Source organism: Enterococcus sp. DIV0774 (assembly GCF_050539095.1).
Classification (GTDB): domain Bacteria; phylum Bacillota; class Bacilli; order Lactobacillales; family Enterococcaceae; genus Enterococcus; species Enterococcus faecalis.
In genome coordinates this window covers 2,328,804-2,354,829 of record NZ_CP172923.1, presented here as the reverse complement: position 1 = coordinate 2,354,829, position 26,026 = coordinate 2,328,804, and the positions used below count along the sequence as shown (strand labels likewise).

Here is a 26,026-nt window from a genome sequence, read left to right as displayed (position 1 = left end):
CGCACTGGTGCACGGCTCCTTTTCGATACATAGGAGGAACAAATAATGAAGACAATGCGCTGGCTAATCGTCACAGTTTTTATTTGTGTGATGGCATTAAGCATCCCTTCTGCTGTACAAGCAGAAGAAGCGGATGACAACATGAATACAAAATTTACAGTTAAACCCAATATTCCAGAGAATCAAGCGAAAAATACGCAATCCTACTACGATCTCATTGTGAAACCAGGACAGAAACAAGAAGTAGAACTGTCATTAATTAATAAAACAAATGAAGAATTAACGATTGATTTAAATTTGGCGAATGCTGTGACGAATGACAATGGTTTAATTGTGTACAATGATTTTGAGAAAAAACCAGATTCAAGTTTAAAAGTACCCTTGACAACATTAATTAAATTACCTGAGGAACATGTAAAAGTTCCCGCTAAGAAAACCGTAACAGCCAAAATGACTGTCGAAATTCCAGCGAATGGTTTCCAAGGATTAGTTTTGGGTGGTGTTTATGCTTCGCTTGCAGAAGATGAAAAGGAAGAAAAAGGAAAATCAACGGGTTTAACCAGTCGATATGGATTTAATGTAGCAATTGCTTTACGAATGTCAGAAGATACACCGATGTATCTAGCAGAGACTCTTCAATTAGTTAAATTAGTTCCGACCATTGCTTTAGGAAATAAATCGGTCCAAGCGGTTATTCAGAATCCGACATCCGCTATTTTTCCTGAAGTACGTTTAGAAGGAAAAGTAACGAAAAAAGGCGAAACGAAAGAATATGCCAAACGGATTTTACCAAGTGTTCGTTTTGCGCCAAATTCGACGATGAACTTCCACTTAGATTTTGGAAAAGAAGATGTACGTCCAGGAACCTATATTTTTGAAGGAGAAGCGGTCTTGAAAGAAGATGAACAACAAGTGTGGCCGTTTAAGCAAGAATTTACCATCAGTAGTCAAGAAGCCAAGAAATTAAACAAAGAAGCAGTAGTGAAATTGGTCCTACCGACTTGGTGGAATCAAGCTTTTTATGGATTGTTAGCTGCAACAATTGTGAGTCTAATTCTAGCTATTTGGCGTTTTACACAACAGAAAGCGATACTAAAACAACAAGCCTATTTACAACAAGAAAAACAGGCAGCCTTGAAAAATAGACAAGGAGTGCGCGATGATGACAGCGAAAAGTAAAGGATCACTTCTGGTGACATTGGGAATACTTTTAACCGTCAGCATTGCGATTCTGACCGCTTCTTCTGAGAGCTTTGCAGAAGAAGCGGGACAAACGAATATCGGTGTGACGTTTTATGGAGGGAAGGCACCTCTAAAAACGAAAGGTGGCACTAAGTCAACAGAACAACCAGTCACTAATAAAGGTAAAAAAACGTCACAACAACAAGACAAAGTGAGCAGAAAAACCACTGCTAAGACGAATCCCACAGCTGCACAGACGTCCTTACCAAGGACAGGTGAACGAAATAGCACGTGGCTTTACAGCCTTGGTATTGCCTGTTTACTCGTAGTACTAATAAGTTTCTATTATTTGAATAAAAAAAGGAAAAAGGAAAAATAATGTGCTGTTTTTATAAACAGAGTCAATTGTAGAAGGAGGAATATAGATGGAGATTACGATGTGGATTTGGATTTGTGCTGGCTTGGCCGTCCTTTGTTTTGCTTTATTTTTACTATTCTTAGTAAGTAGCATGAATTTTGTTCACCAAGCAAAGCCTAAGCAGTCTTTAGTAAAACAATCAATGTTTAGTTGGCTGCTTCTGGTGATGTGTGGCGGCTGGGTAGCGATAGCCATCTTACTGAATATCGCATTACAAACACAATTAACATAATGACAACCCGTTGTAAGTTTTTAAGAAACTTGCAACGGGTTTTTGTTAACTTTAAAATAAAGAACGGTACAATTTATCAAAAAAGTACAGTAGACATTTGTACCCAACTTAGATAGAAAATAAAGCGCTATCATTATATGATAATTACAGGAGGAGGACACAGCTGTGAATTATAAAATAAGTTATCTCCTTGACGAGTATGCAGGGCAAAAAATTGCGCTCTCTTTGGCTCAACAAATAACCGATCTTTCGCAACGAGAATTAGTGACGCAACTTTCGACAATAGGCGGAGAAGTTCAACAGAATATCGTCAGCATTCCAAACCTTTCCGCAAATGAATGGGGAAAACAACTTTTTCAACAACGTCAAGTGATTTATAGCGAAACAGAAAGACAAACACTCATTTTTTTACTCACTTATTCAGAAATCGAAGAACTATCGGTGTATCATTACCAAAATTTTTTAGATGTTTCGAAAGGTACTATTTTAGCGGACATCAAAAAAGTACGACACCAACTAGCAACTGAAAACATTGCTTTATCCTACGAACGAAAACGAGGGTTTTACCTAGAAGGAGATGAATTTCGGATTCGTCGTTTCGGGAAAAATTGGCTTGCCCGCCTCTTACAACAAAAGTCGGGCACCTTCGCTTTATTTTGCTGGCTCAGTCAGCATCAAATGAGCCAATACGCAAAAATACGTGACGGCATTCAATTAGCCGTCCAGGAAGCGCAGCTTCAACTGGTACCCAGCAGATTGGATGAAATTAGTTACTTTCTTGCTTTTTCTCAAAAAAGATTAGGCAAATATAAAACAGTCGTCTGGCATGAGAACCAGTTAATTCAGTCCTTACGCGCTTATCCCGTCAGTCATCGTATTTTAAGTGATTTAGTTGGGCCAGTGGCGAATGTAGAAACTGAGAGTCTTTTTTTCACGATTTGTTTAATGACAGCCTTGCAAGGCGAATTGCGAGATACGAAGTTAGAGTTTTTATTAGATATTTCTGGTGAAATTATTCGGAAAATGGAATTATTGGCCGTCGTTCAATTTGAACAGCCTCGTGAATTGCTCATGAATGTGTATTATCATCTGGTTCCTGCTTATTTTCGGATTAACTATGGCTTTTACTTGCCCAATGTTTTAATCAAGGATATTCGACAATCGTATCGGTCGCTTTATCATCTTTGTGAACAAGCGTTAGCTCCTTTAGAAAAATTAACGAAACGTTCAATCCCGTCAGAGGAAATTGGTTTTTTTACCATACTATTTGGTGGAGAAATTTTCGGCCAAAAAAATGAACAGCGGCAAGAAAAGCTAAAAGCGCTAATTGTTTGTCCAAGTGGCATCAGTTCTTCGTTGATTTTGCAATCGGAATTGCGTCGGCTATTTCCAATGATTGAATTTAAAGAAACGAATGCGGTGAGGGAAATAGAGAATGTATCTGAAAAAAGTTATGACATCATTTTCTCAACGGTTCCTATTGAAACAGCCAAAAAGGTTTATCTTACCAAGCCCATTATGAGCTCTTTGGAGAAAAATCAATTGATGCACCAAGTTCAATCAGATTGGTTATTGCCAGGTATTTCCATGCCAGATGTTAAAGATATTTTAGATGCGTTAAAACCTTACATTTCCTTAAAAAAAGGAGTCACAGAAGCGCAGTTATATCGTGTCTTGCATCGTAAAATGAACAAAATTTTAGAAAAAGAGGAGGATCTGCGTCCAATGTTATCGGAATTATTAACAACAGAAACAGTCCAAGTCCTGCCTGAAGTTGCAGACTGGCGAGCGGGAATCACAGAAGCTGCCAAGCCGTTATTAAAAAAGGGCAGTATTACGGAAAAGTACATTGATGCAATGATTCAAAAAGTCGAATCGTTTGGGCCATTTATCCATATCTGTCCAGACGTAGCATTGCCTCATGCGCGACCAGAAGATGGCGTTAATCAGTTAGGCATGTCATTACTAAAAATCCAAAAAAGTGTCGATTTATTAGAAGATTCTAAGCATGAAATTCACCTTTTTATTTGTTTAGCTGCTTCAGATAACGAAACACACTTACGGGCCTTATCTAGTCTGACAAAAATTCTATCAAAAAAAGAATCATTACATCGCTTAGTGGCGGCTGAAACCGTCCCAGAAATACTATCAATTATCCAAGAAGGAGAGAAATAAGATGAAGATTTTTACAGTTTGTCAAAGTGGTTTAGGAACAAGTTTTATGGTGCAAATGAATATCCAACAAATTTTAGAGGAAGTCGGTGTTGATACAGATAATTTTCAAATTGATCACACAGATGTCGGGAGTGCCAGTGGTGATATGGCTGATTACTTCTTTGTCGAAAAAACATTGCAAGATGCTTTAGGGTCAATTCCTGATGAAAAAATCATTCCTTTAAATGCGATTATTGATTACGATGAAACGAAGGAGAAAGTCTTGAAAGTTTTAGATGACAATGGCATTGCACATCAATAAAAAGGAGGAAAAACATGGAAACTTTATTGAATTTATTTGTTTCAATTGTTAGCCAGCCAGCGATTCTGGTTTCATTAATTGCTTTGTTGGGATTAGTTTTACAGAAAAAGAAATTTTCTGATGTTGTTCAAGGAACGTTGAAAACATTCGTCGGCTTCTTAGTTTTAATTGGTGGCGCAGGGCTATTAGCGAACTCGTTAACGCCCTTTGCGGAGATGTTCCAAACCGCGTTAAATACACAAGGCGTGGTGCCTAGTAATGAAGCGGTTGTAGCGATTGCCTTGCAACAATATGGGACACCAACTGCTCTGATTATGTTGGTAGGCATGGTTGTTAATATTCTGTTGGCGCGTTTTACACGTTTTAAATATATCTTTTTGACAGGTCAAGCGATGATGTACGTTTCGTGTTTGACAGCCGTTATTTTAGTGGGGGCCGGTTTTAGCGTTAGTTTACCAATGATTCTTTTAGGTGGTTTATTTGAAGGAACTTTATTAACAGTGACACCTGCTCTTTGTCAGCCCTTTATGAAACAAATTACTGGAAATGATAAAGTAGCAATGGGGCATACAGGGAATATTGGTTATGCGGCAAGTGGCTTTATTGGAAAAGTCTTTGGGAATAAAGAAAAGTCAACGGAAGATATTAAAATTCCTAAAAGTTTTGGTTTTTTAAGAGACTCAACCATCTCAATTATGATTTTGATGTCGATTGTCTATGTGATTTTGGCTTTGCTGGCTGGGACAGGCTATGTCGAGCATGAGTTAAGCAATGGCGAAAATGCGATTATCTTTTCATTAATTCAAGCAGGAACCTTTACGGCTGGTTTCGTAGTGGTTTTACAAGGTGTGCGGATGGTTTTAGGAGAAATTGTGCCAGCTTTCCAAGGAATTGCTAAAAAATTAGTGCCTAATTCTAAACCAGCACTTGATGTTCCCATTATCTTTCCTTATGCGCCAAATGCTGTCTTGATTGGGTTCTTTGTGAGCTTTATTGTGGGAACTATTTCAATGTTAGCGATGGTTGGTCTGAATACCACTGTGATTATACCAGGTGTTGTTGGGCACTTTTTCTGTGGTGCCGCGGCAGGCGTTTTTGGAAATTCCACAGGGGGACGTCGAGGAGCGATTTTAGGGGCTGCGTTTAATGGCTTATTAATTAGTTGGTTACCGTTATTTATTTTACCAGTCTTGGGTGATCTACAGTTAGCATCCTCAACGTTTGCGGATACAGATTATTTAATCCCAGGCCTATTTTTAGGCAAATTAGGTGAGGCAGGTCCGAGTCTTTTAGTAGGAGGAATCATTGCTTTTGTAGTGGTTGTTCTTTTGGCTAGCGCTGTTTTGACTATGCGGGAGAAAAAAGTCGCCGAAGAAAACTAAGTGTTTTATTCTAAAAAAAGCAAGTGGGACAGAAGTCGTTTTGACTTCTGTCCCATTTGCCTTTTACCATTGTTCTTGGATAAACTGTGCAATTTGTTTCCGCGCTTGTCGTCCTTCTGGCAAGTATTGTTTCATTGCGAAAACGTGTTGCATGCCAGGCACCAATCGGCAAGTATCTTGTGGTCGTGGCCCTAATTGTTTTAAAAATTGGTGATAGGAAGGACAAAAAACTTCATGTGTGCCGCCCACGAAAAAAAGTGGCGGAAATTTTTGATAATCAAAGGACAAGCAATTTAAAGAAAGCGTGGAGTGATTAGCCGTGTCATCAATCTCTTGGGCAATTAATTGTAAATAGTTCATGCCAATCATTTTGTCCTTTTTTTGATAACTTTTGGCAACAGGAATGTCTAAATGTCCATCTAACCAAGGAGAAATTAAAACAGCAGCTTTTGGTAATCGTTCAGGGAAATCGATGGCTAAATTCTGCAATACGTTTAAAACCAATGTGCCACCAGCAGAATCACCTAATAAAATAACATCTTCGGGATCATAATGCTGTAAAATTTCTTGATAAGCAGCATAGCAATGATTATAAATATCAGCAAAAGACTTATTTGGTGCTAATGGATATACAGGGATAAAATAGTCTGTTGCAAAAGGGAGATCTTCAATTAGTTTATAACTAAAGTCTAATTGGCTATAGGCGAGATTCAATGTAAAGCCCCCACCATGCAGGTACAGTACAGCTTTCTTGGTAGGCGCAATAACGGAGTTTGACATGCGATACATCGTAGGAAATTGAGTCATTTCTTGAAGAGGAAAAAGATGACGTAAATGTTTTGGCAAAGTTATTTGTTCATTTAATGATCGTTGCCAATGATAAAAAGCCTTGGTGACTTTCGGATTTCGTTCAAGGCGAGCAATTTGGGAAAGACGTAAAGAATCTTCAAAAAGACAGGCTTTTAATGATTTTTGACGAGAACGTGTGTGGAACAAATATGCGCTAGCTAACAACAAACCAATCGATTTCTTTTTCAATTAAGGCCCTCCATTCAGCAAAAAGTAAATCATTTTTTCTACAGTATAACATTTTAAAAGTAGAACAACGAAATTTGTTGAAGGGATGAAAGGACGGTTTAAACGAATGTACGTATTTATTTGTGGTTGCGTAAAGTAAATGATTGTAGTAAATTAAATGAGATTAAGAGGTCCGGTGAATGGGCGCGTTCACGGCAAGGAGAGAAGTAGGATGACAAATAAAAAGGTTACAATTAAAGATGTTGCCAATGACTCAGGTGTCTCCATTACTACCGTTTCACAAATTTTAAACGGGAATGGGGCACGGTTTAGTGGGAAAACGGTCGAAAAAGTATTGGCTGCAAAAGAGCGATTAAACTATCAGCCCGACTATTTTGCGCAACGTATGGTGATGAAAAAAAGTAAGACAATTGGCGTAATCGTACCTGATATTACCAACCCATTTTTTGCGCAATTGATTCGAGGAATTGAAAGTGTTTTATACAAAGAAAATTTTATACTGATGTTATGCAATGCGGACCAAGATGTTACAAGAGAACATGAATATTTAACAGAGTTGATTCGTCGCAGTGTCGATGGTTTTGTGATTGCAAGTTCTGAAATTTCCAATCAAACGATTAATGAAACGCTACGTGCGAAAAAGATTCCATTTATTGTACTTGACCAAAAAAAAGCAGAAGGCTTTAGCGATGCTGTTTTGACAGACGATTATAGAGGTGGGCAACTAGCAGCAAAGCATTTACAAGAGCAACGACATAAACAGGTCGTCGTGGTAATGCCACCACATGCGCCAGTCAATATTCAGCAACGGTTAAAAGGTTTTTGTTCTGTTTATACGGAAAAGGTCCAGTTAATCGAAACAGAATTATCAAAAACTGGCGGCTACCAAGCTGTCCCCGAAATTTTAAAAACAGAGAGCACCGGAATTTTTGCTATCAATGATGAAATTGCTTTTGGTTTATATCGAGGATTAGCAGAAGCGGGCAAAAAAATTCCTGAGGATTATAGTATTATTGGTTATGACAATGTTGATATGTGCGAGTATGTTTCGCCGCCGCTAACAACAATTGCTCAACCTGTTTTTCAATTGGGGCAAACTACGGCGACTCTATTATTGGAAAGAATCCATCAGCCTGCAAAAGATTGGGAGGAGCAAACCTTGCCTGTCCAACTGATTGAACGATTTTCGACAGCACCCTTGAAATAGCTTTCAAGGTGTGCTATATTTTTGTTGTGGAATTAAAACGTTTTACTAAAACGTTTTAATTAGAATGAAAAAATAAATTTTATTGAGGTGGATGAAAATGAACGCGGTTACAATTATCGGAAGTATCAATTTAGACACAACATTAAGAGTCAAAGAAATGCCAAAACCAGGCGAAACAATTCACGCCATTGAACATTTTACAGCGGGTGGTGGTAAAGGAGCAAACCAAGCAGTTGCAGCGAAACGTTCAGGCGCAGAAACATATTTTATTGGTGCTGTGGGAAATGATGGCGCTGGAGCTATGATGACTGATTTAATGAGTCAAGATGAAATTAATTTAACTGGGGTCACCACTTTAGAGAAAACAGCTACTGGCCAAGCCTTTATTATGGTAGATAACGCTGGTGAAAATAGCATTATGATTTACGCAGGAGCCAATAACGCCTTTACGCCAAAACAAGTACAGGAACATCAAGAAATTATTGAAAAAAGTGATTTTGTGATTGCCCAATTTGAAAGTGCGATTGATAGTACGATTGCAGCGTTTAAAATTGCTAAAAAAGCAGGCGTCAAAACGATTTTAAATCCCGCACCTGCGTTAGAACAAGTTCCTGAAGAATTACTAAACGTGACAGATATGATTGTACCAAATGAAACAGAAACCGAAATTTTGACAGGCATTAAAATCACAGATGAAGCGAGTATGCGTAAAGCCGCAGAAGCACTTCATCAATTAGGGATTGAAGCAGTAATTATTACAGTAGGTAGTAAAGGAGCCTTTTATGACGTCAATGGACGAAGTGGTATTGTGCCTGCTTTTAAAGTGAAAGCGGTTGATACAACGGCTGCTGGCGATACTTTTATTGGCGCATTAAGTAGTATATTAGAGAAAGACTTTAGCAATTTGGAAGAAGCTATTCGTTATGGAAACAAGGCGTCCTCGTTGACTGTTCAACGTTTTGGAGCCCAACCTTCGATTCCTTATCAACACGAATTGGCAGACAAATAAAAAGGAGCGAGCGACATGAAAAAAACAAAAGTTATTAATTCAGATATTTCCCGCGTCATCGCACAAATGGGTCATTTTGATAAATTAAGTATTGGTGATGCAGGCATGCCAGTGCCTCGGACTACAGAAAAAATTGATTTAGCAGTTACCAATGGTGTCCCTAGTTTTATGGAAGTTTTAAACAATGTTCTTGAGGAATTGGCAGTTCAACGAATTTATTTAGCAGAAGAAATTAAAACAGAAAATCCTGACATGTTGGCAGCAATTGAAACTCGTTTACCAGAAACTCCCATCAGTTTTATTCCTCATACAGAAATGAAACAAGAATTAAACAACTGCCATGCATTTATTCGGACAGGGGAAATGACCCCTTACGCAAATATTTTATTAGAAAGTAACGTTGTCTTTTAAACGAGAGAGGGGAAATAGAGATGAATGCGACTGCATTATTAATCGGTTTAGGACCGCTTCTAGGTTGGGGGCTTTTCCCAACAATCGCTTCCAAAATTGGTGGTCGTCCAGTGAATCAAATTCTCGGGACCAGTTTAGGAACATTAATTTTTGCCGCTATTTTTTCAATGATTAATGGTTTAGCTTTTCCAACGGGCATGGATTTATTCTTTTCAATTTTATCTGGTGTCGGTTGGGCCTGTGCGCAAATCATTACATTTAAATGCTTCACGATGATTGGGTCATCACGTGCTATGCCAGTAACGACCGCGTTCCAACTTTTAGGTGCTTCTCTCTGGGGTGTCTTTTTCTTAGGAAACTGGCCAGGTGCGACAGCTAAATTGTTAGGCGCATTTGCCTTAGTGTTAATCATGATTGGTGCCAAAATGACGGTCTGGTCGGAAACGGAGTCCGCTGAGAGTGCTGGGATTATGAAAAAAGCAGTTCTTCTATTAGCCGTTGGTGAAATCGGCTATTGGGCGTACTCTGCAGCACCCCAAGCGACGGCAATTGATGGCATGCATGCCTTTTTACCACAAGCAATAGGCATGGTAATTGTCGCAGTTATTTACTCAGCAGTTGTCACTATTAAGGGTGGGGAAATATCGCCATTTATAGAAGCTGTTTCTTACAAACAAATTTTTTCAGGCTTTTTCTTCGCCTTTGCAGCGTTAACTTATTTAATTTCAGCGCAGCCAGATATGAACGGCTTGGCAACGGGCTTTATTCTATCCCAAACATCAGTTGTGCTTGCAACGTTGACAGGTATTTGGTTCTTAGGTCAAAAGAAAACAGCCAAGGAAATGACCGTAACGATTATCGGCTTAGTTTTGATTTTGGCAGCAGCTACGATCACAGTGATGATTTAAAAAAGTATTCAACGACCTATTATTCAGGGCGTTGAATACTTTTTTTTATTTGTTCTAAAAATAATGCAGCAGCTGTGGAAAGAACCGTATTTTTGCGCCAAATTAAACTAATTTTGGCTGTTAAAGCAGGATATAGCGGGATAAAACGTAAATTTGTTTGCTTTGTTTCTAGAATACCATCAATGCTTAGGGCGCTACCTAGCCCAGCTTCTACCATCAGTGAAGCGTTGTAAAGTAAGTTGTAGGTCCCAACGATTCGGAACTGATCTAGACTTGCTTCGAGCCAATCAGAGAGTTGGCTCGGAACTTGTGCTTGTCGAGAAATAAATAAAGGTTCTTCTTTTAAATCGGCTGCAGTAATAACATTTTTAGTGGCTAAGGGATGGTCCTTTACAGTAATTAAGCCCCATGTATCTACAATTGGTAATGTTAAATAGCTATATTTTTGTTTAGGTGCAGGCTCAATAATTAAACCAAAATCTAATAATCCTTTGTCTAGCCGTTCTATTACATCATCTGCATTCCCACTGTATAAATGAAGGTGAATATCAGCTGAGTGCTGGCTTGTTATTTGTTGTAGTGCATTCGCTAAAAAAGACATAGCTTTTGTTTCGCCGCCACCAATCGTGATTTCGCCATTAATGAATTCATTTTGCGACAAGTTGGTGACTGTTTTATTCGCTAAGCTTAAAATATCTTGCCCTTGTTTAGCTAAATATTCTCCTTCAGGTGTTAGTTGTATTTGTCGATTTCCTCGTATAAATAATGTCACGCCTAATTCTTCCTCTAATTCTTTTAATTGCTTAGATAATGTTGGCTGTGATACATGCAATTGTTTGGCTGCGCCACTAATCGTTTTTTCTTGGACCACTGCTAAGAAATAGTGAATCACTCGTAATTCCATTACTTTCCCTCCTATAACTAAAACGCATACTTATCTATTTATTATAAGTATTAGACAGAGGAGTTGTCACGTATTACGATAAATTTAGCAAAAGGAGGCGATTAGGAATGCTTACAAAAAATCTCCAAGAACTAATTGCAACAGGTAGCATTGATAAAGATGAACCACTATTTCAACTTATTCATCAGATTCAAGAGGAAAATAGTCGATATTTAATAGAATTAAATCAACAAGCCTATACACATAATGAAGTAAGGAATCTTCTTGCCACGATTATCCAAGACAAAATTGACGAAACCGTTACGATTTTATTGCCTTTTTATACAGATTTTGGACGCAATATACATTTTGGTAAAAATATTTTTATTAATCGGGCAGCTATGTTTGTTGATTTAGGGGGCATTATAATTGAAGACAATGTTTTAATTGGTCCGCGCGTTAATCTCTTAAGTGTCAATCATCCGGAACTGCCAATGAAACGGCGAGGCGTATTGCTAGCACCAATTACCATTAAAAAATTTGCGTGGTTAGGCGCGGGTGTCACTGTTTTACCAGGTATTACGATTGGTGAAAATGCTATCGTAGCAGCTAATGCGACTGTAACTAAAGATGTGCCAGCTAACGCTATTGTTGCAGGAACACCAGCTAAAATTATTCGTTGGATTCAGGAAGATAAGGAGGAAATATAATGAAATCATTATCAGAAAAAAGTTATTGTTATCATGGGCGCTTCCAGTGGCATCGGTGAGGCAACAGCCCGTTTACTTGCCAGAAAAGGAGCGAAGTTAGTCATTGCAGCACGTCGACAAGAACGTTTAATTGCTATAAAAAAAGAACTTCCTGAAGCAACGATTCTCGTGCAACAAGCAGATGTAACGAAAGAAGAGGAAGTTCAGCGTGTAATCAAGCTTACAATGGAAAAATATGGACGAATTGATGTTCTTTTTAACAATGCAGGAGTTATGCCAACGGCGCCTCTTATTGAAGCACCAAAAGGAGAATGGCGTCAAATGCTAGATATTAATATTATGGGTGTTTTAAATGGCATTGCGGCAGTTCTTCCAATTATGGTTGAACAAAAATCAGGGCAGATTATTGTTACTGATTCTGTGGCAGGACATGTCGTTTATCCAGATTCGGCTGTCTACTGTGGAACAAAGTTTGCTGTTCGAGCAATTATGGAAGGATTGCGACAAGAACAAAGAGAGAATAACATTAAATCAACGATTATTTCACCAGGTGCTGTACAAACAGAACTTTATCAAACAATTTCTAATCGAGTAGTAGCTGAAACGTTACATCTAGAACAGTTAAGTTGGGGCTTAAAGGCGGAAGACATTGCGCAAGCAGTGGTCTTTGCCATAGACACGCCAGATCGTATGTCAATCAGTGAAATGGTTGTTCGCCCGACCACACAAACGATTTAATTTAAAAAGTATTCCTAGAAAGGAATACTTTTTTTAATCGTGATTGTTCGTTTTTTACAGAATTTAGAATTTGATATTTACTTATTTGTTGGTTTATTATATGATTAAACACGTTGTTTCATTAATAAATTGAATATTTTACGAACATTGTAAAATATTTAGATTTTAGGAGGACGGAACATGAAAGAAAAAATAAGTTCATATTTTGAACTTGAACAATTGAATACGAATATGAAACGAGAAATGTTAGCTGGTTTCACCACATTTATCTCAATGGCGTATATTTTGTTCGTTAATCCAACCGTACTTGGTGCTTCTGGCATGGACGAAGGCGCTGTTTTTACTGCCACCGCTTTAGCGAGTGCTTTAGGTTGTATTTTAATGGGTGTGTTGGCGAAATATCCGATTGCGACAGCACCAGCTTTAGGAATTAATGCATTCTTTGCTTATTCAGTCTCTGTTGGTATGGGGATTCCTTGGCAAACGACATTAGCAGGCGTTTTTGTGGCTTCATTGATATTTATTTTAATTACAATTTTTAAATTACGCGAGCTAATTATTGATGCAATTCCTGCAGACTTGAAATTTGCCATTTCAGGTGGAATCGGGTTGTTTATTGCTTTTCTTGGTTTAAGCCAAGGTGGCTTAATTGTGGCTAATGATGCGACACTCGTTGGCTTAGGACCTTTGAATGTTGGTTCAACGTGGGTCACCATTGTCGGCTTAGTCGTAACTGCAATTTTGTTAGTTCGTCGAGTGCCTGGTGGTATTTTTATTGGGATGGCGATTTCAACGATTGTTGGTTTAGCGACAGGCGTTATTCCAATGCCTGATAAGATTATTTCAAGCGCGCCAAGTTTAGAACCAACATTTTTAGTGGCGTTAGGACATGTGAAAGATATCAATACGATTCAAATGTGGGTCGTGGTTTTAACGTTCCTATTAGTAACATTCTTTGATACCGCTGGTACGTTGGTGGGCTTAGCCAATCAAGCAGGTTTTATGAAGGACAATAAAATGCCGCGTGTGGGGAAAGCTTTAGCCGCTGATTCAACAGCTATGTTAGCTGGTTCTCTATTAGGGACATCGCCAGTTGGCGCATATGTCGAATCATCTGCGGGGATTGCTGTGGGTGGTCGTTCAGGAATCACAGCTATTACAACTGGGATTTTATTTATTTTCAGTTTGCTATTTTCTCCTTTGTTAGCAGTTGTCACTTCGCAAGTTACAGCACCAGCGTTGATTATTGTTGGTGTTTTGATGGCACAATCCTTAAGCAAAATTAAATGGAACGAGATGGAAATTGCGATTCCTTCCTTCTTAATCTTGTTAGGAATGCCATTGACATACAGCATTTCAGATGGGATTGCCTTAGGCTTTATCTTCTATCCAATTACAATGATTGCGGCAAAACGCGGGAAAGAAGTTTCGCCAATTATGTATGGCTTGTTCTTTGTTTTTGTCGGATTCATGTGGATCCTGAATGCGCAATAAGCAAGAGAGAAAGTTATCAAATAGTTGATTCATAAGACAATGAACTTATGAATCAACTATTTTTTTCGACTAAGCACTAGAAAAACGCCCCTTATTTGATGTATAATTTGCAAAGACATTGACCTGTGAAGATACAGGAACAGAGAGGAATTAATTGAGTGAAATATACAGAAATTATGGTTCGCTATGGCGAATTATCAACTAAAGGAAAAAATCGTAAAACGTTTATCATGCAGTTAGCACAAAATGTGAAACGTGCGTTAGCTGATTTTCCAGCATTGAAAATCCATGCAGATCGAGACAGAATGCATATTTTATTAAATGGGGAAGATAGTGAAGAAGTGATTCCGAAACTAAGTAAAGTGTTTGGGATTCAAAATTTTTCGCCAAGTATTCGTATTGAAAAAGAAATGCCAGCGATTCGTGCAATGGTTCAAGAGGTTGTTCGGGAAGTTTATACGCCAGGTAAGACGTTCAAAATTACTGCTAAACGCTCGGACCATTCATTTGAACTTGATTCAAATGGCTTGAATCAAGAATTAGGTGGGGCTGTTATTGAAGCCATTCCGGAAATTCGAGTACAAATGAAAAAGCCTGATATTAACTTAAGAATTGAAATTCGTAAAGACGCGGCGTATTTATCTTATGAAACGATTCGCGGTGCGGGTGGATTGCCAGTGGGCACCAGTGGTCGTGGTATGTTGATGTTGTCAGGAGGCATTGATTCACCAGTTGCTGGTTATTTAGCTATGAAACGTGGCGTGGAAGTGGAAGCTGTCCATTTTGCTAGTCCGCCTTATACAAGTGAACAAGCGTTACAAAAGGCTAAAGATTTAGCTGAAAAATTAGTCCCTTATGTAGGAACTATTCAATTTATTGAAGTGCCCTTTACAGAAATTCAAGAAGAAATAAAACGAGTTGTTCCCCAAGGCTACTTAATGACCATTACACGACGTTTAATGTTACGCTTAACAGATGCAATTCGTGAAATGCGGAAAGGTTTAGTCATTATTAATGGTGAATCGTTAGGACAAGTGGCTTCGCAAACACTTCAAAGTATGGTAGCAATTAATGAGGTTACCTCAACACCGATAATTCGACCTGTTGTTTCAATGGATAAGACAGAAATTATCGAAATTGCCGAAAAAATTGACACGTTTGAATTAGCCATCCAACCCTTCGAAGATTGTTGTACAATTTTTGCGCCACCGCAACCGAAAACACGACCTCGCTTGGATAAAGCGCAAGATTATGAAGCGCGCTTAGACTTGGAAGGTTTAATGGCTCGGGCCTTAGAAGGACTCAAAATTACAGAGATTTCAGCAGAAACAGCGAAAGATAAACAAGAAGACGAATTTGCAGATTTCCTATAAGAAATAAATACAGTGACGGTCGCTTAGACGTCACTGTATTTATTTTGTACTTATTTCACAAACAAGTTGCTCGGAGAGGGGAACCGTGATAAACTGAATATGTGAAGTAGGTAACAAGGAGGACAGAGGATGGAGAAAAAAATGCCTAAAGCAACGGCAAAACGTTTGCCGGTTTATTTACGTTATTTAAAAATGTTAGGGGATTCTGGTGTTAAACGCATTAAATCACGAGAATTTAGTGAAATGATCCAGATTCCTTCTGCAACGATTCGGCGTGATTTTTCCCACGTTGGTGAACTGGGCCGAAGCGGTTATGGTTACGATGTGCCGTATTTAATTGAGGTATTTAGTAATATTTTAAATACGCAAGAAGAAAAAAGAATTGCTCTGATTGGTTGTGGCAATTTAGGCAAGGCATTATTAAAAAATAATTTTAGACGCAACGAGAATTTGAATATTGTCTGTGCTTTTGATAATGATTCGGCTTTAGTTGGCACCACGATTAATGGATTATTAGTTCATGATATGTCTGAGTTAGAAGCATTCGTTCGACAAGAAGGGGTCACGGTAGCTATTTCTACAGTACCAAGTCACCATGCCCAAAAAGCTATCGACAAAATTGTACAAGCGGGTGTGACTGCGATTTTAAATTTTGCGCCAGACCGTGTCAGTGTGCCAGCCAACGTTAGTGTGCAGTATATTGATTTAACAACGGAACTGCAAACACTGATTTATTTTAATGAAACTTTTTCACTAGCAAATAGCCCAAAGCAATAAAATTGTCTTCATAAAAATCCTCTACTATACTTATTATTGAAAGTGGAAAAGGAGGATTTCAGAATGAATGTTACAAGAAAAGGGCACGTATTAGAATTGACAGGTGAGCAGCCTAAAGTTGGCACAAAAGCCCCCGTCTTTTCTTTGAAAAATTTAAACAACCAAGAAATCAACTTGGCAGATTATAAAGGTAAAACGGTTTTAATTAGTGTGGTTCCTGATATCGACACACGTGTTTGTTCACTGCAAACGAAACGTTTCAATCAAGAAGCGGCGAAATTAGACGGTGTTCAGATTATCACGATTTCTAATAATACAGTCGAAGAACAAGCAAATTGGTGTGCCGCTGAGGGTGTCGAAATGGAAATGCTTCATGATACTGAAGACTCATTTGGTGCAGCTTATGGTTTGTATATTCCAGAAATGGGCCGTTTAGCACGTGCTATTTTTGTGATTGACCCAGAAGGAACGTTAGTTTATGAAGAAATCGTCTCAGAAGTTTCGTCGGAACCCGATTATCAACAAGCGTTAGAAGCTGCAAAAAAAGTGTAATCCCTCTAGATTACAAATTGACTTTGCTTGCGCTTCATTGTAGAATGAAGCAAAGACAGCGAACAAGAGGAGTATCATTGGCGTCGTTTTAGAGAAAAAGTCGTTCAGGTGCAAGACTTTTACACAACCAGTGAGAAGGTAGCTTGTGAGTCAATGGTTTGAACACAGTACGTTAGTAGAACGATTCGTTTCGTGAACGTTATCTCACGAATGAGTGGCATTTGAATGAATTCAATTCAAATGCAATTTAGGTGGTACCGCGTAAATAAGATGAATCTACGCCCTAAAATACGAAAGTATTTTAGGGCGTATTTTAGTGTTTAGCCCAAAAAACTCATTTGTAAAATAATTACCGCTCCAAATCGCGTATTTTAAGAAAGAAGGGGAAAAAATGTCAGAAGAAAAAAACTTACCAACGAAATATCAACCGACAGAAATCGAAGCTGGCCGTTATCAAAAATGGCTAGATCAAGATTTATTTAAACCAAGTGGCGACAAAAAAGCGAAGCCCTATTCAATTGTTATTCCACCACCTAATGTAACAGGGAAGCTACACTTAGGGCATGCTTGGGATACAACATTACAAGATATGATTATCCGCCAAAAAAGAATGCAAGGCTTTGATACGTTATGGCTGCCAGGAATGGACCATGCCGGAATTGCCACGCAAGCAAAAGTAGAAGAGAAACTAGCACAACAAGGAATTTCACGTTACGACTTAGGTCGTGAAAAATTTGTTGATCAAGTGTGGGAATGGAAAGAAGAATATGCTTCTCACATTCGTGAACAGTGGGCAAAAATGGGCCTTTCTTTAGATTACAGCCGTGAACGTTTTACTTTAGATGAAGGGCTATCTGAGGCCGTTCGTAAAGTGTTTGTCTCTCTTTACGAGAAAGATTTGATTTACCGTGGTGAATATATCATTAACTGGGATCCGAAAGCGAAAACAGCATTGTCTGATATCGAAGTAATCCATAAAGATATTGAAGGAGCTTTTTACCATATGAGCTACCCATTATCAGATGGTTCTGGCGTTGTTGAAATTGCGACAACGCGTCCTGAAACAATGTTGGGAGATACGGCGATTGCGGTCCATCCAGAAGATGAACGGTATCAGGAACTTATTGGTAAGACAGTTGTCTTGCCATTAGTCGATAAAGAAATTCCAATTATTGCAGATGACTATGTAGATATGGAATTTGGAACAGGGGTTGTAAAAATCACACCTGCCCATGATCCAAATGACTTTGAAGTCGGTAATCGTCATGACTTACCTCGAGTAAATGTTATGAACGAAGACGGCACGATGAATGAACTGGCTGGAAAATACGAAGGAATGGATCGTTTTGCCGCACGTAAAGCGATTGTCTCTGACTTGAAAGAACTAGGTCGCTTAATTAAGATCGAAACAATGAATCACAGCGTGGGCCATTCAGAACGAACAGGCGTTGTCGTGGAACCTCGTTTATCGACCCAATGGTTTGTAAAAATGGGACCACTAGCTGAAAAAGCAATGAAAAATCAAGAAACAGAAGACGCTGTTGAATTTTATCCACCACGCTTCAATCAAACATTTTTACGTTGGATGGAAAATGTACATGATTGGGTTATTTCGCGACAATTATGGTGGGGCCATCAAATTCCTGCTTGGTATCACAAAGAAACGGGCGAGATGTATGTTGGGATGGAAGAGCCAGCCGACAGTGAAAACTGGGTTCAAGATAGTGACGTCTTAGATACATGGTTTAGTTCTGCATTATGGCCATTTTCAACGATGGGTTGGCCAGATGAAGCAAGCGAAGATTATCAACGTTACTTCCCAACAAGCACATTAGTTACTGGCTATGACATCATCTTCTTCTGGGTAAGTCGTATGATTTTCCAAAGCTTAGAGTTTACAGGTGAACGTCCCTTCCAAAATGTCTTAATTCACGGCTTAATTCGTGATGAGCAAGGACGCAAAATGAGTAAATCATTGGGGAATGGGATTGATCCAATGGATGTCATCGAAAAATATGGCGCAGATGCATTGCGTTGGTTCTTATCAAATGGTTCAGCTCCAGGTCAAGATGTTCGTTTTAGTTATGAAAAAATGGATGCTTCTTGGAACTTTATCAATAAGATCTGGAATGCAAGTCGCTTCGTTATCATGAATGTAGAAGGTATGACTGCTGCAGATATTGACTTTAGTGGTGAAAAGACTGTCGCTGATCGTTGGATTTTAACGCGCTTAAACGAAACAGTCGCCCGTGTGACAGAATTATTTGATCGCTTTGAATTCGGTGAAGCAGGTCGCCAATTATACAACTTCATCTGGGATGATTTCTGTGATTGGTATATTGAAATGAGTAAAGAAATTCTTTACGGAGACAATGAAGCAGCTAAACAAACAACACGGAGCATCTTGGTGTACACATTGGATCAAATCTTACGCTTATTGCATCCAATTATGCCGTTTGTAACAGAAGAAATTTGGGAAAAAATTCCGCATCAAGGTGAGTCATTGGTTGTGGCAGAGTACCCAGTTGTTCATGAAGAATTTAACGATGAAGCAGCAGCTCGAGGAATGGAAGTTCTGAAAGAAGTTATTCGTTCGGTTCGGAATATTCGAGCAGAAGTGAATACACCACTTTCTAAACCAATTACCTTGTTAATTAAAACAAACGATACAGAAGTAGAAGAATTTTTAACAGCTAATACTAGCTACTTGGAACGCTTCTGTAACCCAGAGGAATTAGTCATCAGTCGTGAAATAGAAGCGCCAGAATTAGCCATGTCCGCTGTTTTAACAGGCGCAGAACTATTCCTACCATTAGCTGGGTTGATTAATATCGAGGAAGAAATTGCTCGCTTAGAAAAAGAATTAGACAAATGGACAAAAGAAGTCAAACGTGTGCAAGGCAAACTTTCAAATGAACGTTTTGTGTCAAATGCACCAGATGAGGTCGTGGAAGCAGAACGTGCAAAAGAAAAGGACTACCTTGAAAAACAAGAGGCTGTCAAAGAACGGATTGCCCAATTACGTTCAATCTAAAAAAGAAAAGACAACAAAACCAACGTTGGTTTTGTTGTCTTTTTGTTATAATTTGCCAAATAATTGAAACAAATACAACATTAAATAGCTGTAAGTAGCCACAGACCAGAATTTCAATAAAAGAACAATTTTCATGAATTCTTTTAAAGAAATATCTGTAATTCCCGCCACTAAACAAACAATATCATCTGGAGCGAAGGGGACTAACATAGTAAAGATTAAGAGCTTTTTGACATTGTGTTCATTTTTGTCCAAAATCTCTTCAAATTTTTTGTATTTATTGGGTGAAAGGATTATTTTTACAAAGCTACGTCCATAGTAACGAACCAGTAAAAAGCCAATAAACTCACCAATAATCAATCCAAGATAGCTATACAAAAGTCCTTGCAAATTGCCAAACATCAACATTCCTGCAACAGAAGAGATTCCTCCAGGTAGAATAGGGATAATCACTTGGACGATTTGTAAAAGAATGAAACACAGAACCGCATAGTTACCAAACTGTTTAATAAAAGCTTGCAAGGAAGCAACAGAATGAAAAATTCCTCTGGAATATCCCCATAGAATTAAGCCGAAGAAAAGCACCAGTCCAACTAGGGGTAACCACCGAATGAGTCCATTTAAAAATTTTTTCTGATTAGTCATGAGTGGCCTCCTGACGTTTTCGACGGTATTTTTTAAACCCAAGATAACCAGCCGTTCCCAGTAAAATCGTTCCGCTGACGGCAGTGCCGAGATAAATCATTCTTGGATGATAGGCAAAGGTTAACTGCTGTTTGCCAGCTGGGACTTCAACAGCTAAAAAGCCACCTAGAATGCGTTGTGTTTTTAAGGGTTCTTTTTGTAGCGACGATTTGACTTGCCAATCTTGGTCATAAGGAATGGACGTATACAGTAACTGAGTGTCATTTCCAGGTACATTCAGTGCGCCATTTAAATGGCCTTTTTTAGTTGCATTCACGTGAAGAGCTTGTTGGCGTAATTTGTCAACCGCACGATTAAAGGCTGTTTGGTCTAAAGTTTGAAGTTGCCAATTGGTTAAATCAACCACTTGTTCAGCAGTTAGTGACAGGGTCACGGTAGTTCCTTTTTCAAAATGCCCTAAATTGAACAGTTGATTGGTTGCAATATAAATCGGCGTCGAGATAACTTGTTGGTTTACCTTCAATTGTGTAACTTTTTTCCATTTTAAATTCGGAATATAAAGATGCAAGTCACCAGTGCTATTCACTTTAAAGGTTGCTTCAATTGTTTCGTTGGTATGATGAGGTTCATTTATCAACGAAGCTGTTTTAAAGTAAGGTTTATCCGTCGGCACGAGCGTTTGCAGGAGTTCTTCTTGGGCATCTAAAGGATTATTTTTTGCTAATTTTAACTTGGTTAATGCGGTTGGCGCCAAAAAGCCCATACCGATCGCTTCATCGTTTTCCATGATTTTCGTGGAACCAACTGTTTTTAGCAATTTTTCACTGGTAGGTTTTTCAATTGGTAAAAAGTCATATTTCACATTTAAAAGTAAATTAGTTAGTTGTGAATTATCCACATAAGCAATCCGGCGATCATTTTTTCGATATAAACCTAGCGCACTTAATGTGTCTTGGGTAGTGGCAGTTAAAGTCGAAGTATAGCTAGAAACGCCAGCATAGCCATAAAGTAAAGGATTATTGTAGCCGTTATTGATTTCACGGAACCCTGTTTCTTTGGAAGGAATGACTTGTTTCATGCGATAAAGTTCTGGTGCTGAGGCCATTTTTTCATCGATTAATTGGCTGTGTTTTCGGTAATCTTGGGCAAATGTTGCTTGGCTACCAAAGGGCATGTGTTTAAAAGAAATCCAGAAATTCGTTGTTAATTCTGTGCTGACCAGTAAGAATAAAGCCACGACTACATAGTTTCTTAAGGCCTTTTTGTGCGCTAAACGCAAGCAAAAGAAAATCAACCAAATAAAAAGTAAACTTAGCCATAAATAATTGATCGAAATTAAGAGATTCTTTTGTGGACCATAATACAAAGATCCGTAGCCAATGACTAACAGCAGACTAAAAATAATAGGTGCGGTCCAAGGAATGGTCACTTTTTTAAGCCAAACTTCATAGGCAAAGACAATCAATAAAAAGCTAAAAATAAAGACATTTCGGTAAGGGAAACCAGCTGGGCTTTGAAACATGTGCCAGACAGTATTAAAGGCTTCTAACCAAAAGCTTAAAAAAAGAATGAATAAAAGAATTGCTGAAGCTATTCTTTCTTTTAACGCAATTTGTTTCGTTTGAAAATAGGCAACACAGAGGAGTGTCACAAATAATCCAGCAAAAACGGTTGGTAAATGGTCTAGACGCAACTCATAATTAATAGAACCTAAGCCTAATTGCGAGAAGAATGAAGTGTTGAACTTAGGCGTTAAAAAGAACGTCGAGACATCAAAGTCTGCTTTTTTTGTATAGAGCATCCCTTCTGCTGCAGGTAATAATAAAAAGCTAGTTGCGGTTCCTGTTAAAAAAGAAACGAGGATGAATAACGGACTTTGTTTAAAAAATTGCCGAATAGCATGGGCTTTGGTATTCTTTTTAAAGAACCAATAGATACTGTACAAAACAGCAAAGAGACAAATCATATAACCCATATAGTAATTCGTCACAATCGCTAAAAATAGGGTGATACTGTATAAGCCCCATTTGCGTTGATCCCATAAACGTTGGAGTCCCAATAAGATAAGCGGGAATAGAATCAGTGCATCCAACCACATAAAGTTTTGGCTATAGACGGTGACAAAGCCACAGAAACTATAGGACGTTGAAAAAAGTAACGTGGTGCCATCAACTTTTTGATAGGTGTATTTTAAATAGCTAAACATCGTAGTGCCCATCAAGGCAAGTTTTAAGGTAATAATCCATAAAATTGCTATAGGTAATTGTTCATAAGGAAAAAAGAAAGCCAACACATTAAAAGGGCTCAGTAAGTAATAGGCTGCCAAAGGAACAATCGATTCACCAATCTCATTGGAAAAAGAGTAGAATGTAGTTATTCCCTCGTGAAAAGAGCGTTTTAAAAAACTCAAGAAAGGCATGTATTGTGTGCCTAAATCACTAACTAATAAGTTGTTGTCACCAAAAGGCGCAAGTTGTAATGTCATCCATACAAGCAACAGAAGTAAAAACGGCAAGAAAAAACTTCCTAACCATAAAAGCTTCGATTTGTTTTTCATCAAAATAAGTCCACCTTTATAAAAAAATCATGAATAAGCGTGTTGAACGCTCTAAAAATAGTTTTTAATTGGCTGGCTGGAACGAACCATCCAGAATGTTAGTTTACCATAAGTTCATTAATGTATCCGCTAATAACGCAAAATTATGAAAAATGCAAAAAGTTTTCAAGAAAAAGTTTCAATTGGTTATTAGTGAAAAAGTCACCTAACTTAGTTATAATGTAGAAGAAGACAAGGAGTTGGACAAGATGCAATTAACAATAGAAGAAGCCATTGAATGGATTCATAGCCGGTTACCCTTTGGCTCAAGACCTGGTTTGGATCGGATTAATGCGTTATTAGAAAAAATTGATCATCCAGAAAACAAAGTGCCAACGATTCATATCGCAGGAACCAATGGTAAAGGCTCAACCGTGACATATTTACGCTGTCTATTAGAAGAAATGGGCTTGAAAGTCGGAACCTTTACCTCTCCTTATATTGAATCATTTAATGAAAGAATTGCGATAAATGGTCAACCAATTTCAGACGAACAATTGATTACCTATGTGGAAAAGTATCAACCAATCATTAAAGAATTAGACCAAATCACTGAAGTGGCTGGAATTACAGAATTCGAAACATTGACAGGAATGGCCTTGGACTATTTCGTGAATGAACAAGTGGATATCGCAGTTGTTGAAGTTGGCTTAGGTGGATTACTTGATAGCACCAATGTCGTGAAGCCATTATTGACGGGAATTACGACAATTGGGAAGGATCACACAGAAATTTTAGGTGAAACAATTGCTGAAATTGCCTATCAAAAAGCGGGTATTATTAAAGAAAAAGTCCCAGTAGTAACAGGCAATATTTGTGCTGATGCGCTAGCAGTCATTGAAAAAGTCGCACAAGAAAAACAGAGTCCAATTTTTCGTTTTGGCAAAGAGTATCAAGTGGAATATCTACATCCTGATACACAATGGGGGGAAGTATTTAATTTCTATGGAGAAATGGGCAAACTGACAAAAATTAAAGTTCCCTTGTTGGGGCGTCACCAAGTAGAAAACGCGGCGGTAGCTATTCAATTATTTGACAAGTATTGCCAACTACAACATTTGCCATTTAAAGAACGAGACATTACTCAAGGGTTGGCTAAAGCGCAATGGCCAGCTCGAATGGAACGTCTTAGTGATGAACCGTTGATTGTTTTAGATGGTGCCCACAATGATCATGCAGTAAAACGCTTAGTTGAAAACTTGCGCAAAGAGTTTCCACAACACACGATTCATATTTTATTTTCAGCTTTAGCAACTAAAGATGTGGATGAGATGATTCAGGACTTAAAGCAAGTACCGAATGCGCATCTTTACTTAACTAGCTTCGATTATCCTAAAGCTATTGCACTTACAGAAATGGAAAAATATGAAGACGATTTAACAGAAATTGTGTCTTTATGGCAATTTGGTTTAGGCGAAATTTTAGAAAAAATGTCGACAGATGATTTATTATTAGTAACAGGTTCATTATATTTTGTTTCTCAAGTAAGAGAATTACTTTTAACTATAGGAGGAAATGATGAAGAAATTTGATGGCGTAATTTTTGATATGGATGGGTTGCTTTTTGATACGGAGTTGATTTACTATACATCTACTCAAAAAGTAGCAGATGCAATGGGATTACCATATAGTAAAGAAGTCTATTTAGACTATGTTGGGATTTCCGATGAAGAAGTACAAGAGAATTACCGACGTATTTATGCATCCTATGGTCACGACACAGTGGAAGAATTTATCCGCCGTTCTTATGAGGATACCCTGCAAGAGTTTCAATCTGGTAATGTACCTTTAAAACCAGGGGTGGTGGAATTCCTCGACTTTTTAGATGATCAAAAAATTCCTCGATTAGTTGCTTCAAGTAACGTCCGTCTAGCAATTGAAATGTTATTAAGCCATGCTGGGATTCAGGATCGTTTTGTAGGGATCGTTTCAGCAGAGGATGTTAAACGAGCAAAACCGGACCCAGAAATTTTTCAAAAAGCTCGTCAACTTTTAGGAACAGAAGCCCCGAAAACCTTGATTTTCGAAGACTCATTTCATGGGGTAAGTGCGGCTCATAGTGCGGGCATTCCAGTGATCATGGTACCTGATTTATTGCAACCAACTGAAGTTATCCAAGAGAAAACATTACATGTCTTGGAGAGTTTACATCAAGCGCCACATTATTTAAAATAATAAAAACAACACTCCTTTGCGTAGTTTATTAATGACTAGCAAAGGAGGTTTTTTATGCAAGTATCGGATCTATTTATTCGCGAGATGCCGAGTGATTGTTTACCACGAGAACGGCTCTTAGCGAGAGGAGAAAAAGCATTATCGAATCAAGAGTTGTTGGCGATTCTGATACGAACTGGCTCAAAAGAAGCAGACGTGATGACTGTTGCCGCAACGCTATTAAAACAGTTTAAGCAACTTTCTTATTTCCAGCAAGCCACGTTGAACGAGTTAATGGCTATTAAAGGCATTGGCCAAGTGAAAGCCATTGAATTACGTGCGGCCATTGAATTGGGGTGTCGAATTTATCAAAGTAGTCAAATCAAATTTGGCAAAGTTACGTCTAGTCAACAAGTCGCTCAACGATTACTCCAAGAGATGAAGGGGCTGCAACAAGAACATTTAATTTGTATTTACTTGAATACCAAGAATGACATTATCCAACAGAAAACGATTTTCAAAGGATCACTGAATCAAAGTATTGCTCATCCACGCGAAATTTTTCGGGAAGCGGTTAAATATTCTTCTGCTCGCATACTATTAGCTCATAATCATCCATCTGGCAATCCGACACCATCTCCACAAGATATTCAATTTACCAAACGAATGGAAGAATGTGGCGAAATGATGGGGATTCAATTGTTGGATCATATTATTGTTGGTGATAGCGGATACATTAGTTTGAGAGAAGAGAATTTTTTTGCTTCAGAATGAGGACAATTCTTGCAAAAATATTTTATCACGTGT

24 protein-coding genes and 1 other annotated feature are annotated in these 26,026 nt (G+C 38.3%); of the genes, 20 read left to right on the top strand and 4 right to left on the bottom strand.

What is annotated here, in order from left to right; translation table 11 throughout:
• The first annotated feature begins 45 nt into the window (after nt 1-45).
• The 6 genes from IGL86_RS11390 (at nt 46) to IGL86_RS11365 (ending at nt 5,690) form a co-directional block, all read left to right on the top strand.
• Nucleotides 46-1,179 (top strand): DUF916 and DUF3324 domain-containing protein, encoded by a 1,134-nt coding sequence (locus tag IGL86_RS11390; RefSeq protein WP_010707083.1) that lies wholly within the window; start codon nt 46-48, stop codon nt 1,177-1,179.
• A complete protein-coding gene (locus tag IGL86_RS11385) occupies nt 1,160-1,561 on the top strand; it encodes an LPXTG cell wall anchor domain-containing protein (RefSeq protein ID WP_016616802.1) in 402 nt (133 codons plus the stop codon). Before IGL86_RS11390 ends, IGL86_RS11385 begins: the two co-directional genes overlap by 20 nt.
• 46 nt (nt 1,562-1,607) lie before the next feature.
• Nucleotides 1,608-1,832 carry a hypothetical protein gene (locus tag IGL86_RS11380; protein ID WP_002415869.1) on the top strand — a complete coding sequence of 75 codons (225 nt, stop codon included), beginning with the start codon at nt 1,608-1,610 and terminating at the stop codon, nt 1,830-1,832.
• 165 nt (nt 1,833-1,997) lie between these two features.
• Nucleotides 1,998-4,007, top strand: a complete 2,010-nt coding sequence (locus IGL86_RS11375) for a BglG family transcription antiterminator (RefSeq protein ID WP_430605606.1) — start codon at nt 1,998-2,000, stop codon at nt 4,005-4,007.
• A gap of 1 nt (nt 4,008) precedes the next feature.
• Nucleotides 4,009-4,308, top strand: coding sequence for a PTS sugar transporter subunit IIB (locus IGL86_RS11370; protein WP_002355095.1), 300 nt, complete (start codon nt 4,009-4,011; stop codon nt 4,306-4,308).
• 14 nt (nt 4,309-4,322) lie between these two features.
• Nucleotides 4,323-5,690, top strand: a complete 1,368-nt coding sequence (locus IGL86_RS11365; protein WP_002355097.1) for a PTS ascorbate transporter subunit IIC — start codon at nt 4,323-4,325, stop codon at nt 5,688-5,690.
• Between the two features lie 63 nt (nt 5,691-5,753).
• On the opposite strand, the gene IGL86_RS11360 is transcribed toward IGL86_RS11365, so the two are convergent.
• Entirely contained in the window at nt 5,754-6,728 is a 975-nt protein-coding gene (locus IGL86_RS11360; RefSeq protein WP_033625690.1) for an alpha/beta hydrolase, read from the bottom strand.
• Between the two features lie 211 nt (nt 6,729-6,939).
• Here IGL86_RS11360 and rbsR point away from each other — a divergent pair, with 211 nt between their 5' ends.
• From rbsR to rbsU, 4 genes are all read left to right on the top strand, one after another.
• On the top strand, nt 6,940-7,935 hold the full coding sequence (gene rbsR / locus IGL86_RS11355) for a ribose utilization transcriptional repressor RbsR (RefSeq protein WP_002370032.1): 996 nt from the start codon (nt 6,940-6,942) through the stop codon (nt 7,933-7,935).
• A 91-nt stretch (nt 7,936-8,026) separates the two neighbouring features.
• Nucleotides 8,027-8,944, top strand: a complete 918-nt coding sequence (gene rbsK, locus IGL86_RS11350; protein ID WP_002381157.1) for a ribokinase — start codon at nt 8,027-8,029, stop codon at nt 8,942-8,944.
• Between the two features lie 15 nt (nt 8,945-8,959).
• Nucleotides 8,960-9,355 (top strand): D-ribose pyranase, encoded by a 396-nt coding sequence (gene rbsD, locus IGL86_RS11345; RefSeq protein ID WP_002359153.1) that lies wholly within the window; start codon nt 8,960-8,962, stop codon nt 9,353-9,355.
• A 20-nt stretch (nt 9,356-9,375) separates the two neighbouring features.
• The gene (rbsU, locus tag IGL86_RS11340; protein WP_002414144.1) at nt 9,376-10,263 is read left to right on the top strand and encodes a ribose/proton symporter RbsU; all 888 of its coding nucleotides are present in this window, start codon (nt 9,376-9,378) and stop codon (nt 10,261-10,263) included.
• Between the two features lie 19 nt (nt 10,264-10,282).
• On the opposite strand, the gene IGL86_RS11335 is transcribed toward rbsU, so the two are convergent.
• The gene (locus IGL86_RS11335) at nt 10,283-11,167 is read right to left on the bottom strand and encodes a LysR family transcriptional regulator (protein WP_002365269.1); all 885 of its coding nucleotides are present in this window, start codon (nt 11,165-11,167) and stop codon (nt 10,283-10,285) included.
• A gap of 107 nt (nt 11,168-11,274) precedes the next feature.
• On the opposite strand from IGL86_RS11335, the gene IGL86_RS11330 reads away from it, so the two are divergent.
• The 7 genes from IGL86_RS11330 (at nt 11,275) to IGL86_RS11300 (ending at nt 19,824) form a co-directional block, all read left to right on the top strand.
• Complete coding sequence (locus IGL86_RS11330) at nt 11,275-11,856, top strand: DapH/DapD/GlmU-related protein (RefSeq protein WP_002355105.1); 582 nt, start codon at nt 11,275-11,277, stop codon at nt 11,854-11,856.
• A gap of 33 nt (nt 11,857-11,889) precedes the next feature.
• Complete coding sequence (locus IGL86_RS11325) at nt 11,890-12,594, top strand: SDR family oxidoreductase (protein ID WP_430605605.1); 705 nt, start codon at nt 11,890-11,892, stop codon at nt 12,592-12,594.
• 180 nt (nt 12,595-12,774) lie between these two features.
• Nucleotides 12,775-14,088: an NCS2 family permease gene (locus tag IGL86_RS11320; RefSeq protein ID WP_002355107.1), complete on the top strand. Its 1,314-nt coding sequence runs from the start codon at nt 12,775-12,777 to the stop codon at nt 14,086-14,088.
• Between the two features lie 158 nt (nt 14,089-14,246).
• On the top strand, nt 14,247-15,461 hold the full coding sequence (gene thiI, locus IGL86_RS11315) for a tRNA uracil 4-sulfurtransferase ThiI (protein ID WP_010707108.1): 1,215 nt from the start codon (nt 14,247-14,249) through the stop codon (nt 15,459-15,461).
• 129 nt (nt 15,462-15,590) lie between these two features.
• A complete protein-coding gene (locus tag IGL86_RS11310; protein ID WP_002365189.1) occupies nt 15,591-16,238 on the top strand; it encodes a redox-sensing transcriptional repressor Rex in 648 nt (215 codons plus the stop codon).
• A 63-nt stretch (nt 16,239-16,301) separates the two neighbouring features.
• A complete protein-coding gene (tpx, locus tag IGL86_RS11305) occupies nt 16,302-16,790 on the top strand; it encodes a thiol peroxidase (protein ID WP_002355111.1) in 489 nt (162 codons plus the stop codon).
• Nucleotides 16,791-16,839: 49 nt separating this feature from the next.
• Nucleotides 16,840-17,079 (top strand) — a binding site (T-box leader).
• Between the two features lie 102 nt (nt 17,080-17,181).
• Nucleotides 17,182-19,824 (top strand): valine--tRNA ligase, encoded by a 2,643-nt coding sequence (locus IGL86_RS11300; RefSeq protein ID WP_002372973.1) that lies wholly within the window; start codon nt 17,182-17,184, stop codon nt 19,822-19,824.
• Between the two features lie 45 nt (nt 19,825-19,869).
• On the opposite strand, the gene IGL86_RS11295 is transcribed toward IGL86_RS11300, so the two are convergent.
• Together IGL86_RS11295 and IGL86_RS11290 are read right to left on the bottom strand one after the other, a co-directional pair.
• Nucleotides 19,870-20,469: a TVP38/TMEM64 family protein gene (locus IGL86_RS11295; protein WP_002355114.1), complete on the bottom strand. Its 600-nt coding sequence runs from the start codon at nt 20,467-20,469 to the stop codon at nt 19,870-19,872.
• Nucleotides 20,462-23,026 carry a YfhO family protein gene (locus tag IGL86_RS11290; RefSeq protein ID WP_002387314.1) on the bottom strand — a complete coding sequence of 855 codons (2,565 nt, stop codon included), beginning with the start codon at nt 23,024-23,026 and terminating at the stop codon, nt 20,462-20,464. The genes IGL86_RS11295 and IGL86_RS11290 overlap by 8 nt, the downstream gene beginning before the upstream one ends.
• A 248-nt stretch (nt 23,027-23,274) precedes the next feature.
• Here IGL86_RS11290 and IGL86_RS11285 point away from each other — a divergent pair, with 248 nt between their 5' ends.
• Genes IGL86_RS11285 through radC form a run of 3 tightly spaced genes read left to right on the top strand, consistent with a single transcriptional unit; the run spans nt 23,275 to nt 25,993 of the window.
• Complete coding sequence (locus tag IGL86_RS11285) at nt 23,275-24,597, top strand: bifunctional folylpolyglutamate synthase/dihydrofolate synthase (RefSeq protein WP_002355117.1); 1,323 nt, start codon at nt 23,275-23,277, stop codon at nt 24,595-24,597.
• The gene (locus IGL86_RS11280; protein WP_033625687.1) at nt 24,581-25,240 is read left to right on the top strand and encodes an HAD family hydrolase; all 660 of its coding nucleotides are present in this window, start codon (nt 24,581-24,583) and stop codon (nt 25,238-25,240) included. Before IGL86_RS11285 ends, IGL86_RS11280 begins: the two co-directional genes overlap by 17 nt.
• Nucleotides 25,241-25,294: 54 nt before the next feature.
• Nucleotides 25,295-25,993, top strand: coding sequence for a RadC family protein (gene radC, locus IGL86_RS11275; protein WP_033625686.1), 699 nt, complete (start codon nt 25,295-25,297; stop codon nt 25,991-25,993).
• Nucleotides 25,994-26,026 lie beyond the last annotated feature (33 nt).